Below are 13,963 nucleotides of genomic sequence, written 5' to 3'. Positions count from 1 at the left end.
CTTGACGAACCGTGTGCATCGTGCCTCCGTGACTCTTCGTTGCGACCCCTCACCCTCAACACGGGAAATACGGCCGATCGGTTCGTTCTGGATGCGGGTCAACGGGAAAATCCCGGCAAACTCCGCCGGGACCGACCACCAGCACCCCTGGACAGGGGAGTCTTCTCAGCTCCGTAGGGGGGTGCCCTACCCGGGCGGTGCGCCTTTGATGCACTCAGGCGAGCGCGAGAAACGTGGGTACGGCGACCAGCACGCCCGCCACCGTGCCCGCCACGACCTGGCCGGTCGTGTGGTCGCGCAGCCTGACCCGGGACCAGCCGACCAGGGCCACCACCGGGGCCAGGGCCGGCAGCAGCACCCAGCCGAACACGACGACCAGGACGGTCGCCGACGCGGCACTCACCGCCGCGTGGGCGCTGAGTTTCCAGACCAGGTTGATCGCGGTGACCACCAGGAGTACGGCGAGCATCACCACCACCATCGCGACCAGTGGTCGGGGCGCGCCGAGCAGGACCAGGACGGCGAGTCCGACGAGCACCGAGGTGAGGCCGTACGCCAGCGGGCGGCGGCGTTGCTCACGCCGGCCGATGTGGTGGTCGGTGAGGTGCCCGCGTCGGACCCCGAGCCAGATCACGCCGTACGGGACGAGGGAGCAGAAGAGCATGGCCAGCAGACCCCAGCCGACGCCACCGGCGAACGTCGGCGCGCTGTGCACCGCGATGACCAGCGGCACGATCGCGGCGAGGACCGCCGGGGCGAAGACCTCGGTGACCGCCCGGGCGAGCCGCTGAGCAGGGGGCGTGACGCTGTGACCAGGCGCGGAGGGCATGCGTTGGGATCTTACCGGCACGACTTCGTTACGACTTGACGAACACGATGTTATCGTTCACAGTCGATGGACGAGGCGACAGTGCCTACGGCTCACCGGGCGAGCCCTGCAGGTCGCACCTCGGATCACGACGTCCCCCCAGGGCATGCGGGACGACGCGTCCGGCCTCGTTTCCGGTCCCGGCTCCACCCGTACCCGCACCTTGCCACTCCGCACGGGCAGCACCCCCACCACCGCGTCACCCGGCCGCTCCGTGCTGGGCACCCCACACCGAGAAGGACCCACCATGACACGAACGAGAAGCCTGAGAACGGCGGTGACCCTCGCCGCCGCCGGCGTCCTGGCTGTCGGCATGACGCTGACCCTGGCCCCGTCCGCCAGCGCCGGGACGACCCTGCGAGCGGCGGCGGCCGAGAAGGGTCGGTACTTCGGCGCCGCGGTCGGGACGGGCAAGTTCTCCAACACCACCTACATGAACGTGCTCAACCGCGAGTTCAACAGCCTGGTGGCCGAGAACGAGATGAAGTGGGACGCCACCGAGCCCCAGCAGGGGCGCTTCAACTACACCGGCGGTGACCGGATCGTCAGTCACGCCCGCGCCAACGGCATGACCGTCCGCGGCCACGCCCTGCTCTGGCACGCCCAGCAGCCCGGCTGGGCACAGGGCATGTCCGGCAGCGCCCTGCGCAACGCCGCGATCAACCACGTCACCCAGGTCGCCACCCACTTCCGGGGCCAGATCCACTCCTGGGACGTGGTGAACGAGGCGTTCGCCGACGGCGGCAGCGGTGGCCGGCGTGACTCGAACCTGCAGCGCACCGGCAACGACTGGATCGAGGCGGCGTTCCGCGCCGCGCGGGCCGCCGACCCGGGCGCGAAGCTCTGCTACAACGACTACAACACCGACGGGATCAACGCGAAGTCCACCGGCATCTACAACATGGTGCGTGACTTCAAGGCCCGGGGCGTGCCGATCGACTGCGTCGGCTTCCAGTCCCACCTGGGCACGGGCCTGGCCAGCGACTACCAGGCCAACCTGCAGCGCTTCGCCGACCTCGGCGTGGACGTGCAGATCACCGAGCTGGACGTGATGCAGGGCGGCAACCAGGCCAACATCTTCGGCGCCGTCACCCGGGCCTGCATGGCGGTCACCCGCTGCACCGGCATCACCGTGTGGGGCGTGCGGGACTGCGACTCCTGGCGCGGCAGCGACAACGCCCTGTTGTTCGACTGCAACGGCAACAAGAAGCCCGCGTACGACGCCGTGCTGAACGCGCTCAACGCCGGCCAGGGTAACCCGACCACGCCGCCGCCGAACCCGACGACGACCCCGCCGAACCCGACCACCCCACCACCGAACCCGACGACCCCGCCGCCCGGCACCGGTGGTTGCTCGGCCACGGTGTCGCTGAACTCGTGGACCGGTGGGTTCGTGGCGACGGTACGGGTGACGGCCGGCTCGGGCGGTACCCGGGGCTGGACGGTGAGCCTCACCCTGCCGGGTGGCGCCAGCGTCACCAACACCTGGAGCGCCTCGGCCAGTGGCAGTTCGGGCACGGTGCGGTTCACCAACGTCGAGTACAACGGCCAGCTCGGGGCCGGCCAGTCGACGGAGTTCGGTTTCCAGGGCAACGGCAGCGCCACCGGGGTGACCCCGACCTGCACCGCCAGCTGACCGGTCAGCGGTCCGGCCCCGGACTGTCGAGTGGCCGGGACCGGACCGCTGTCGGCCGTACCGCTGAGGAGAGGAACCGCACGATGAGGACGAGGATCACCCTGCTGGCCGTCGCCCTGGCGACCGTCCTGGCGACGACGACGGCCGTGGTCACCGCACCCGCTCCGGCCTCGGCCGCGACGCTGACCCAGGTGACGAACTTCGGTACCAACCCCACCAATCTGCAGATGCACCTCTACGTGCCGGACCGGCTCGCCGCCCGACCGGGACTGCTGCTCGCCCTGCACTACTGCACCGGCAGCGGCCCGGCGGTGCACACCGGCTTCGGCCTCAGCGCCCTGGCCGACCGGTACGGCTTCATCGTGGTCTACCCGTCGGTGACCCGGAGCAGCAAGTGCTGGGACGTCTCCTCGGCACAGGCGCTGCGGCGGGGTGGCGGCAGCGACCCCGTCGGTCTGAAGTCGATGGTCGACCACGTCCGGCAGCGTTACCCCGTCGACACGGAACGGATCACCCTCGCGGGCTTCTCCTCCGGGGCCATGATGGCCAACGTGATGCTCGGCCTCTACCCGGACGTCTTCACCGCCGGGGTGAGCTCCTCCGGTGTGCCGCTGGGCTGCTTCGCCACCACCAACGGCTCGGAGTGGAACAGCGAGTGCTCCGGTGGACGGATCGTGAAGACCCCCCAGCAATGGGGTGACCTGGTGCGCAACGCCTACCCGGGCTACACCGGCCGGCGCCCGCGGATCCAGATCTGGCACGGCACCACGGACACCACGCTGAGCTATGTGAACTTCGGTGAGCAGATCAAGCAGTGGACCAACGTCCACGGCCTGTCCCAGACCCCCAGCTACACCGACTACCCGCAGGCCAGCGCCACCCGGACCCGATACGGCGGTACCGGCGGCACCGCGCCGGTCGAGGCAATCAGCTTCCAGGGGTACGGCCACTCCATCCCCTTCGACGCCGCCCAGGCCATCCGGTTCGTCGGCCTGGACACCACGAGCCCCACCCCGCCACCGAGCCCGACCACCCCACCGCCGACGAACCCGACCACCCCACCGCCGAGCCCGACCACCACGCCGCCGCCCGGTACGGGTGGTTGTTCGGCATCGATGTCGGTCAACTCGTGGACCGGTGGGTTCGTGGCCACGGTGCGGGTGACGGCCGGCGCGGCCGGCACCACCGGCTGGACGGTGACCGTCGCACTGCCCGCCGGGACCAGCGTGACCAACACCTGGAGCGCCGTGGCCGGTGGCAGTTCGGGCACGGTGCGGTTCACCAACGTCGACTACAACGGTCGGCTCGGGGCCGGCCAGTCGACGGAGTTCGGTTTCCAGGGCAACGGCAGCGTCACCGGGGTGACCCCGACCTGCACCGCCAGCTGACCGGGACCGCGACGACCGCGCTCCGGCACCCGGCCGACCACTGTCGGCCCCGGGCGCCGGAGCGCGGCGCGTGGTACCCGTCGCGGTCGGGCACCGCCACCCGAGGGCGGTGCCCGGCCGCTGCGGTCAGCCGTTGCGGACCAGCCGCCAGCGGTTGTCCGCGCTGCCGTTGTCCGCGTCCTGCACGGCCTGCGCGCCCCAGGCGGTGGAGCCGTTGAGGATGCCGAGCAGCTTGCCGCTGTTGACGTTGCGGATCCGGTAGGTGCCGTCGCCGTTGTCCAGCAGGGTCCACCGGTGGTCGGCGGTGCCGTTGTCCGCCCACTGCAGCACCCGGGCGTTGTCGGCGGTGGACATGTTCTCCACCCCCAGGACCTTGCCGCTGTTGACGTTGCGGAACCGGACCGCGTTGCCGTCGGTCACCACCACCCAGTTGTGGTCGGCGGTGCCGGTGTCGCCCCACTGCACGGCGAGGCCACCGTCGGCGGTGGACATGTCCTGGATCCCGAGGACCAGCCCGGTGCCCGCGTTGACCAGCCGGTGGGTGGTGCCACCGGGGTCGCTGCCGCCGGTGTTCCAGTAGACGGTGTAGTTGTGGCCGTGGGCGTCGGAGAACGGGCCGAGGTTGACCTGGGCGCCGTTCGCGGTCGCGGTGAACGCCAACGAGTTGGTGCTGGACCGGGTGATCGAGGCGACCGAGAGCGCCGGCAGGGCGTTCAGGGCGGTGTTGCCGTAGTTGCCGCTGAGTACCGTCGGGCCGTAGGTGACCGCGGCGACGCCGGGGTTGTCGTTCGCGGCCTGCATGACGACCCGCATCGGCAGGCGTACGGTGACGGTGTCACCCGCCGCCCAGGTGCGGGTGACGGTGGCGTAGCTGCCCGGGGTGATGGCGACGTTCTGGGTGGTGCCGTTGACCGCGATGCTCGCGCCGCTGGTCCAGCCCGGAATCCGGACCCGGATGCTCCACGAGCCGCTCATCGTCCCGGCCAGGGTGAGCGTGGTGGTGTCGCCGACCGGGTAGCTGGTGGTCTGGGTGACCGTGATCCCACGGCTGGCCCAGGTCAGCACCGACGGCACGAAGAGGTTCACCGTCAGGGTGGTGCCGTTGTGGAAGTAGATGGAGTCCATCAGCTTCGTGTTGGTCTCCAGGCCGGTGCCCTGGCAGCACCAGAACGAGTTGTAGTCGGTGCTGAAGCTGCCGCCGCCGGCCAGCGGACCGACCTCGCCGCGTCGGCCGCCGGGGCGCATCGGCGTGAAGTAGCAGATGTGCCCGTGGTTGTCGGCCGGGTTCTGCGCCCCGATCAGGTGGTTGGTCAGGGCGCGCTCGTAGAAGTCGAAGTAGGCGGCCCGGCTCGGGTCGATCAGCCACAGCTCCCGGGTCAGCTTGAGCATGTTGTAGGTGTTGCAGAACTCGCAGGTGTCCGCCACCAGGTACCCGGCGATGGCGTTCGGTGGGCGGAAGTGCTCGGCCTGGCTGTTGCCGCCGATGACGTACGTGTGCGCGCCGGTGGTGATGTTCCAGGCGTTGGTGGCGATGTCCCGGTAGCGGGTGGTCCCGGTGGCCTTGTACTCGCGGGCCGCGCCCACCCACTTGGGGACCTGGGTGTTGGCGTGCAACCCGTTGAGCTGGTCCCGGTTGGCCGCCAGCGGGTCGAAGACGGCGGCGTGGTCGAAGCGTTGGGCCACGGTCAGCCAGCGGGCGTCACCGGTCTGCTGGTACAGGTCGGTCAGCACCGCGTTCATGCCGCCGAACTCGGTACGCAGGACGGTCTGCATCTGGCTGGCGCTGAGCCGGCCGGTACGCCAGTCGACCCAGCCGGCGAAGCGCAGCAGCACGTCACGGGCCTCGGTGTTGCCGATGTACCGCCAGACGTCCAGGAGCCCGGCCAGGGTCTTGTGCAGGCAGTAGTACGGCACGCCCGCGCTGCCGCCGTTCTCGATGGTGGTGATGTCGGACTCGGGGGCGGCCGACAGGTACCCGGTGTTGAAGCCGGCGGCGGCGTTGTTCGCCTGGCACCTGGCCAGTTCGGTGACCATCTGGTTGGCCTTGTCCCGGCAGGTGGTGTCGCCGAGCACGGCGTAGGCCTGGGCCCAGGCGGTGAGGAAGTGTCCCTGGCTCTGCCCGCGCAGGAAGTGCCCGGGTGCTTCCCAGCCGCCGGTGGCCTGGGCGCCGTTGGTGCTGAGGCGGTGGTTGGTGCGGAAGACGTAGAGCAGCCGGTTGACGTCGACGAACCGCAGGTAGTTGAGGGTCCGGTTCTGGTTGTCCAGCCAGCGGCCGGCGGTCAGCCGTACCTGCCCGAGGTCGAACGGGTACGCCGAGACGCCCAGGTCCGGCCGGGCCGGCGGCAGCACCGCCGCGCTGGCCGACCGCGGGTCGACCAGGGTGGCCCCGGTCGCCGAGAACAGCACGGTCGCACCGGTGGCCTGCAGCACGCGACGTCGGCTGAGAGGTAGGGATGACATGGCACCTCCGACGAGAAAGGCACAACTGTGAGCGATAACAATCGTGTCGGTCACGTTACGGCAGCATGTCATTGAATCCAAGGATGCAAATATTCCGCAATGGCCGCGGTGGGCGGGAGGAGATCAAACTTGGACGGTGTGCCACCGAATGATCTTTTCGGCCGACGGGTGGCCGCATCGTTCCGATCGGGGCATTGACACTGTTCGTGTTATCGGTAACATACTTGGGGCTGGATGCCGTCGAGTCGTGAGGTCCGGGGTCACGACTGTGCGATCCGCGGGGGCGCGCGTTTCGGCGTGACCCGGGCGCTGTCCGGGTCACGCCGAAACCGACCGCCCGAAACCGACCGCGATGCCGAGAGCCGTGGAGGTCCGGCACCAGACCGACCGCGGTGTCGCGGCCGGTCCGCCTCAGGCCACCGGATCCGCGGTACGGCCAGCGGGTCCCGGTGGATCGGGCGTGACCACCGCCGTCGGGTCGTCCGCGGTGGCCGGTGGTCCGGCGGGCTCGGCACCGGGTCTCGGCCGGGGCGCCTCGGGACCGGGTGCCAGGCGGGCGACCGACATCCGCCGCCGCAACCGCATGGGCACCATGACCGGCCTGTTGTCGGCGCCGTCGAGCAGGAGTTCCACCGCCCGACGCCCCATCTGCTCGTGCGGGAGGGCCACCGTGGACAGCCCGGGGCGCAGCCAGGCGGCGATCGGGTCGTCGTCGAACGAGATGACCGAGATGTCGTGGGGGACCGTCAGGCCCGCCTCGCCGAGCGCCTGGTAGACGCCGAACGCGAGCCGGTCGTTCATGCAGATCACCGCACTCGGTCGGACGGAGCGGCGCAACAGGGTGCGCATGGCGGCGTAACCGTGCTCGGGCTGCCACTCGGCGCTGGCCACCTCGGTCAGGGGTCGGACCCCGGCGGCGCCGAGCGCGTCCCGGATGCCGGTGAGCCGGGCGGTCGCGGCCAGCGAGACCTCCGGGTCCTCCTCCTTGAGCTGGTGGCGCCCGATGATGGCGATCCGGTCGTGGTGACCGTGGGCGAGCAGGGTGCCGGCGGCGGTCCGGCCGGCCTGCTCGTCGTCGGGCAGGACACGGGGCAGGTCGTCGGTGCTGGTGGCGTTGAGCAGCACCACCGGTCCGTTCAGGATGGCCGGTGGCACGCTCAGCCGGCGGGTGGCCATGGCGGCGTAGATGACCCCGTCGACCTGGCGGTCGAGCATCGCCTCGATCGCGTACCGCTCGAACGTGGCGTCACCCTGGGTCTCGGTGATGAGCAGGACGTGGTCCCGTTCCCGGGCGGCGTCCACCGCGCCCCGGATCAGCTCACCGGCGAACCGGGTGGTGGCGACGATGTCGGAGACGAAGGCGATGGTGGCGGTCTTGCGGGTACGCAGGCTGCGGGCGGCGATGTTGGGCCGGTAGCCGAGCTCCTCGGCGGCGGCGAAGACGCGTTGGTGGGCCTCGGCGGAGAGTCGGGTGCCCTCCCGGCCGTTGAGCACCATCGACGCGGCGGTCTTGGACAGGCCGGCCCGCCGGGCCACGTCGGCCAGGGTCACTCTGCTGCGGCCCATCACTCCTCCGATCGGTGGCCGGTCTGCCCGACACCAGGATGCTGCCTGCCCATCATCATGCGGCCCCGCGGGGCGGGCGTACCGGCGGGGGTTGGTGCGCCCGGTGTTAAGCGGTCGTTGCGAACTCGTTGCCAACGTCGCCCTTGACAGTGCCGGAGGTCACTGAGCATGCTCTGCTAAATCAATTTAGCCACGAGGTTCTGCGCCACGCGGTGGCCCGCGCCAGAACACCCGGTGGACGCGTGCAGGAGTCAAGGAGTGGTCGAAGTGTCCGAAACATCGCGGAAGTTCTCCCGGCGCAGCGCGCTGCTCGTCCCGTTGCTGACGGTCGGCCTGGTCGCGGCGGGCTGCGGCGCACCCGGCGAGGAGCAGCCGACGACCGACACCAACCAGCCGGTCAGCACCGAGCTGGGCAGCGACCCGATCACCCTCGAGCTGTACGCCGAGACCGGGTTCCCGCTGGCCAAGGCGCTGGCCGACGAGTTCACCAAGCAGCATCCGAACGTCACGTTCAACATCCGCGAGGACCAGTTCACGGTGATCACCGAGAACGCGCCACGGGTGCTCGCCTCGGACAACTCGCCCGACATCATCCGGCTGCCCACCATGGTCGACCTGGTCAAGGACGGGCTGCTGAAGAACCTCGACCCGTACTTCGAGGCGTACGACTGGGACCGTTTCCCGGCCTCGCAGCTGGTGCAGTCGCGGCTGGCCGACGGCGGTGCGCTGCGCGGCTCCGGTTCGCTGTACGGGATGGGCCTGGGCTACAGCGTGACCGGCGTCTTCTACAACAGGAAACTGGCCGAGCAGGTAGGCATGACCCAGCCGCCGGCCACCATCGCCGAGTTCGAGGACCTGCTGGCCAAGGCCAAGTCGGCGGGGGTCCAGCCGATCGTGCAGTTCAACAAGAACACCGCCGGCATCAACTTCCCGCACCAGGCGCTGCAGAACCAGTTCGGCGACCCGGCGCAGGTGGCGGACTGGATCTTCCAGAAGCCGGGTGCCACCTTCGACACCCCCGCCGCGCTGAAGGCGACCCAGAGCATCCAGAAGTGGGCGCAGGCCGGGTACTTCACCAAGGACGCCAACGCCCTGGACTACGCCACCATGGTCGGCGAGTTCCAGAAGGGCAACGGGCTGTTCATGTTCAACGGCGACTGGGAGTCGGGCAACCTCGACCAGAGCATGACCGGCAACGTGGGCTTCTTCCTCTTCCCCGCCGAGAGCGCCGGCGGTAAGCACGTGGCGATGTCCGCGCCGAACACCTTCGGCATCGGCGCCAAGGCCAAGAACCCGGACGCCGCCGCGTTCTTCCTCAACTGGCTGCACACCAACGACAAGGCCCGGGAGATCTCGGTCAAGGTCGGCGGCTCGCACCCGGGCGGCCCCAGCGACCTGCCCCTGCCCGCCGTCGAGGAGGGCACCGTGCTGGCCGAGACCCTCAAGGCCTCGCAGCAGCTCGGCGCCGAGAACGGCGCGGTGGACTTCACCGCCAACGCCACCGGTGGGATCTTCGCCGCGGCCATCACCCCGGAGATGCAGAAGCTGATCGCCGGCCAGCAGAACCCCGAGGGGTACGTCAAGGCGGTCCAGGCCGAGTACGAGAAGGAACTGTCCCGGTGACCTCTGCCGTCGGCAGCGCCCCCGCCGGACCGGGCACCCCGCCCCGGTCCGCCGGGGGCGCCCGGCGGGTCACCCCGGCCCGACGGCGTCGCCCGATGCGGTGGGCCGGCTGGCTGTGGGTGCTGCCCGCCCTGTTCATGTACGGGTTGTTCGTCCTGCGCCCGTTGCTGCTGACCATGCAGTACTCGCTGTACCACTGGAACGGCATCGGCGCGGCCCGCTGGGCCGGCCTGGACAACTACCTCACCGTCTTCACCGACCGCGACCTGCTGAAGATCATTTCGAACGCGTTCATCCTGATCATCTTCTTCAGCCTGATCCCGGTCACGCTCGGCCTGCTGGTGGCCAGCCTGGTCCGCCGGATCACCACCGGCGCGTTCGGCACCGGGGTACGGACCGTGCTCTTCCTGCCGCAGGTGATCCCGCTGGTCGCCGCCGGCATCGCGTGGAGCTGGCTGTTCTCCACGAACGGTCTGGTCAACCAGGTGCTGCGGGCGGTCGGCCTGGACTCGGTCACCCGGGCCTGGCTCGGCGAGTTCGGTACGGCGTTGCCGGCGGTGGGCGTGATCGGCGCCTGGGTCAGCCTCGGCCTCTGCACGATCCTGCTGGTGACCGGCATGAGCAAGATCGACCCCTCGCTGTACGAGGCGGCTCGCATCGACGGCGCCGGACCGGTCCGCGAGTTCTTCGCGGTGACCCTGCCCAGCCTGCGCCAGGAGATCGGGGTCTGCCTCACCGTCACCATCATCGCCGCCCTGGCCAGCTTCGACATCGTCTACATCGCCACCAGCGGTGGCCCCGGCCTGCAGACCACCGTGCCCGGCCTGGAGATCTACCGGCTCGCCTTCTCCCAGCGTCAGGTCGGGCTCGCCTCGGCCCTCGCCGTGGTCCTGATGGCGTTGGTGCTGCTCTGCGTGCTGCCGATCCAGCGGCTGACCCGGGAGGACAAGGCATGAACCTCACCACCCGTGGTGAACGGCTGACCGGTCGGATCTTCCTGATCGCGCTGGTCGTCGTCACGCTGCTGCCGTTCCTCAGCATGCTCTCGGCCGCGCTGCAACCCCGGGGCACCGTCCCCACCGGACTCGCCTGGCCGTCCGACCCGCAGTGGGGCAACTTCGTCGACGCGTTCACCGCCGCCAACATGGGCGCCCTGCTCCGTTCCAGCCTGCTGATCGTGGCCGGGGTGGTGCCGGTCGGGGTGCTCATCGCCACGATGGCCGGCTTCGGCCTCGGTCAGCTCGGGGTGCCCGGCGGCCGGATCGCCTTCGCGTTGCTGCTGCTCGGCCTGACCCTGCCCTTCGAGGCGGTGGTCACCCCGCTGTACTACCAGATGCGCGACCTCGGCCTGCTCAACACCCGGTGGGCGATCATCCTGCCGCTGATCGGCCTCTACATGCCGTTCGCCGTCTACTGGATGCGGGCCCACTTCATCAACGTGCCCAAGGAGCTGTCCGAGGCGGCCCGGGTCGACGGCGGCAACACCTGGCAGGTGTTCTGGCGCGTCCAGGTGCCGCTGGCCCGGCCGGCCATCGCCTCGCTGACCATCCTGCTGTTCCTCTGGACCTGGAACCAGTTCCTGATCGCCATCGTGCTGGTCGACGACCCGACCAAGCGCACCATGGCCGGCGCGCTCGGTGCGTTCCAGGGGCAGTGGGGCACCGACCTGGTGCTGCTCTGCGCCGGCTCGCTGCTCATCCTCACCCCCACCCTCATCGTCTTCCTGATCTTCCAGCGTCAGTTCATCAAGGCCCTGATCCAGGGGTCAGTGAAGGGATAGTGCGTGCCCACCCAGCCAGCGATCCACGGGGTCGCCGACGAACGGTTCGGCCCGGTCGCCGACGTGTTCCGCGACAACTTCGCCAGCCGGGGGGAGGTCGGTGCCGCGGTCTGCGTCTACCTGCGGGGTCGCAAGGTCGTCGACTTGTACGGCGGGCTGGCCGACCCCCGGTCGCGGCGCCCCTGGACCGCGCACACCCCGGCGGTGGTCTTCTCCTGCACCAAGGGCATCCTCGCGGTCTGCGCCTACCTGCTGGTGCAGCGGGGACAGCTGGACCTCGACGCGCCGGTGACCCGCTACTGGCCCGAGTTCGGCCAGCGCGGCAAGGACGGCGTCCCGGTGCGGTGGCTGCTCACCCACCAGGTGGGGCTGCCCGCCCTCGACCGGGACCTGAGCCTCGACGAGGTGCTCGACTTCCCGACGGTGGTACGGGCGATCGAGGAGCAGGCACCGCTGTGGCCACCGGGTACCGCGCACAGCTACCACCCGATGACGTACGGGTGGTTGGTCGGTGAGGTCGTCCACCGGGTCACCGGTCAGCTGCCGGGGGAGTTCTTCCGCGACGCCGTCGCCGGCCCGCTCGGCCTGCGTACCTGGCTCGGGTCGGCCGGGGCGCGGGCCGATCCGGTCGCCTGGACGCTGCCGCCGCCGGCGGAACCGGCCGCCGACCCCGACCCGGTGGCCCGACGGGCGCTGACCATGGGTGGCGCCTTCGCCTTCCCCGCCGACGACGCCGGCCTGGTCAGCTTCAACGACCCGACGATCCAGGCGGCCGGCATCCCGGGCGCCGGTGCGCTCAGTACGGCCGACGGGCTGGCCCGGCTCTACGCCGGCTGTGTCTCCGAGGTGGCCGGTCCCCGGCTGCTCGACCCCGCCTCCGTCACCGACGCCACCGTGGTGCGGGTCCGGGGACAGCAGCGGTACGGCCCGCCCGACACCGGGCAGCGCTGGGGGACCGGGTTCCTGCTGGACTCCCCGCCGGCGCGCCCGTTGCTGGGTGACCGCAGTTTCGGCCACGACGGCGCCGGGGGACACCTGGCCTTCGGCGACGACACGTACCAGGTCGGGTTCGGGTACGTGCTGAACCAGATGGGTGGGGCCGCCGACGACCGGGCCAACCGGCTCACCGCGGCCCTGCGCTCCTGCCTGGACCGCTGACCCGGCCGGTGTTTCCGGCAGGTTTCTTGACTTCCGTGACCGTGGCCCGCATGCTCCGGCCTAGTGAATCTCGGCTAAATCAATTTAGCGTCTACTTGCCAGCCAGGAAGGAAGGGCGCATGGCTCTTCGGAAGAAGTTGGTCGCGCTGCTCGCCGCGGCGGTGGTGCTCACCACCGCCGGTGCCGCGTACGCCAACAACGGTGGCAGCGGCACCGCCACCGGGATCCAGAGCATCACCCCCATCACCACCGTCTACACCTACGGGCAGAAGGTGTCCGCGGTGGCCGTCGAGTACGCCGGCACCGTCGACCCCGCCGGCCTGGACGCGCGCACGTTCACCGTCGCCGACACCACCTACAACTTCCGGTTCGATCCCGTCGAGGACCTGTCCAAGATGGCCGACCGGACCATCACCCACGTCTACACCAACAACCGGCCGCACCCCCGGGCCGACCAGCGGTCGGTCACCGGCCGGTACGTCATCGTCGAGCTCGACCCGGCCGACACCGGCGGCTGGACCGTACAGGTCTCCAAGTGCCCGACCTTCCTCTGCACCGTCAAGGTCAACCCGGACCAGCCGACCACCCTGGTGCAGCGCAAGCCGGTGCACGGGCTCGCCACCGACGGCGGCAACCGGCCGGTGCTGGCGCCCGGGACGCCCAACCGGGTCCGGGCGATGACCGAGGAGCCGGTCGACCGGCTGGTCGACGACTTCCGGTACGCCTCGTTCCTCAGCGGCGGGATGGTGCTGCCCTACCACTACCACCTGCCGAAGAACTACCAGCCCGGTCGGACGTACCCGCTCATGGTCGTCCTGCCCGGACACGGCATGGGCTTCGACGGTGAGAACACCGGCGTGCAGCTCGCGGCGGACATCCCCGCCACCGCGTGGCTGCAGCGCAGCTGGACCGGCAGCGACGAGGACGTCATCGTGCTGGCCCCGCAGCACCAGCGGGTCGGCGCGCCCGCCGAGGCCGACCTGCTGGTCAAGCTGATCGACCAGTTCGTCACCGAGCACCGGGTCGACACCAGGCGCGTCTACGCGACCACCGTCTCCTACGGCTCGCAGCTGCTCTGGGAGGCGTTCGCCAAGCGCCCGGACCTCTTCGCCGGCGGCCTGGTCACCGGTGGATTCCAGGTCAGCCCCACGCAGGCCACGGCCATCGCCGCCGCCGGCATCCCGATCTGGATCACCCACGGCGTCAACGACCACCTGCTGAACATCTCGCTGGCCCGCAACTCCCGTACGGCCCTGCGCGAGGCACACGCGGCCGAGGGCCGGACGCCGGCGCAGATCGACACGCTGCTGCGCTACACCGAGTATGGCAACGAGGCGTTCACCCTGCCGGACTACCACGCCGCCTACGGGCCGACGTACGCCGACCGCGGCATCCTGCGGTGGCTGCTGGCCCAGCGCGGATAGTACGGAGCACGACGAACCGCCGCCGGCTGTCCTGGCCGGCGGCGGTTCGTCGTTCGTGGG

General features: G+C 70.4%; 10 protein-coding genes. 7 read left to right on the top strand and 3 right to left on the bottom strand.

The genetic code is table 11. The annotated features are described in order from the left end of the window. Positions 1–214 precede the first annotated feature (214 nt). Positions 215–829: a phosphatase PAP2 family protein gene (locus GA0070617_RS18245; RefSeq protein ID WP_091439701.1), complete on the bottom strand. Its 615-nt coding sequence runs from the start codon at positions 827–829 to the stop codon at positions 215–217. A 286-nt stretch (positions 830–1,115) separates the two neighbouring features. Between GA0070617_RS18245 and GA0070617_RS18240 the strand changes: the two genes are divergently transcribed. Both GA0070617_RS18240 and GA0070617_RS18235 read left to right on the top strand, forming a co-directional pair. After that, positions 1,116–2,504 carry an endo-1,4-beta-xylanase gene (locus GA0070617_RS18240; protein WP_091446624.1) on the top strand — a complete coding sequence of 463 codons (1,389 nt, stop codon included), beginning with the start codon at positions 1,116–1,118 and terminating at the stop codon, positions 2,502–2,504. Between the two features lie 83 nt (positions 2,505–2,587). Then, on the top strand, positions 2,588–3,892 hold the full coding sequence (locus GA0070617_RS18235) for an extracellular catalytic domain type 1 short-chain-length polyhydroxyalkanoate depolymerase (protein WP_091439697.1): 1,305 nt from the start codon (positions 2,588–2,590) through the stop codon (positions 3,890–3,892). A 126-nt stretch (positions 3,893–4,018) separates the two neighbouring features. On the opposite strand, the gene GA0070617_RS18230 is transcribed toward GA0070617_RS18235, so the two are convergent. Next, on the bottom strand, positions 4,019–6,352 hold the full coding sequence (locus GA0070617_RS18230) for a beta-L-arabinofuranosidase domain-containing protein (RefSeq protein ID WP_091439692.1): 2,334 nt from the start codon (positions 6,350–6,352) through the stop codon (positions 4,019–4,021). 411 nt (positions 6,353–6,763) lie between these two features. Continuing rightward, positions 6,764–7,918: a LacI family DNA-binding transcriptional regulator gene (locus GA0070617_RS18225; protein ID WP_091439689.1), complete on the bottom strand. Its 1,155-nt coding sequence runs from the start codon at positions 7,916–7,918 to the stop codon at positions 6,764–6,766. A gap of 267 nt (positions 7,919–8,185) precedes the next feature. On the opposite strand from GA0070617_RS18225, the gene GA0070617_RS18220 reads away from it, so the two are divergent. The 5 genes from GA0070617_RS18220 to GA0070617_RS18200 all read left to right on the top strand — a co-directional run bounded on the left by GA0070617_RS18220 (position 8,186) and on the right by GA0070617_RS18200 (position 13,903). After that, positions 8,186–9,541, top strand: a complete 1,356-nt coding sequence (locus GA0070617_RS18220) for an ABC transporter substrate-binding protein (protein ID WP_091439684.1) — start codon at positions 8,186–8,188, stop codon at positions 9,539–9,541. Beyond that, the gene (locus tag GA0070617_RS18215) at positions 9,538–10,497 is read left to right on the top strand and encodes a carbohydrate ABC transporter permease (protein WP_229688605.1); all 960 of its coding nucleotides are present in this window, start codon (positions 9,538–9,540) and stop codon (positions 10,495–10,497) included. Before GA0070617_RS18220 ends, GA0070617_RS18215 begins: the two co-directional genes overlap by 4 nt. Continuing rightward, entirely contained in the window at positions 10,494–11,321 is an 828-nt protein-coding gene (locus GA0070617_RS18210) for a carbohydrate ABC transporter permease (RefSeq protein ID WP_091439680.1), read from the top strand. The genes GA0070617_RS18215 and GA0070617_RS18210 overlap by 4 nt, the downstream gene beginning before the upstream one ends. Before the next feature lie 3 nt (positions 11,322–11,324). Then, complete coding sequence (locus GA0070617_RS18205; protein ID WP_091439676.1) at positions 11,325–12,479, top strand: serine hydrolase domain-containing protein; 1,155 nt, start codon at positions 11,325–11,327, stop codon at positions 12,477–12,479. 119 nt (positions 12,480–12,598) lie between these two features. Next, positions 12,599–13,903 (top strand): hypothetical protein, encoded by a 1,305-nt coding sequence (locus GA0070617_RS18200; protein ID WP_091439672.1) that lies wholly within the window; start codon positions 12,599–12,601, stop codon positions 13,901–13,903. Positions 13,904–13,963: the final 60 nt, after the last annotated feature.

The sequence above is a fragment of the Micromonospora yangpuensis genome (genome assembly GCF_900091615.1).
GTDB classification, from domain to species: Bacteria; Actinomycetota; Actinomycetes; order Mycobacteriales; family Micromonosporaceae; genus Micromonospora; species Micromonospora yangpuensis.
Note: the sequence above shows the minus strand (reverse complement) of the source record. Positions and strands in the feature narration are given on the sequence as shown.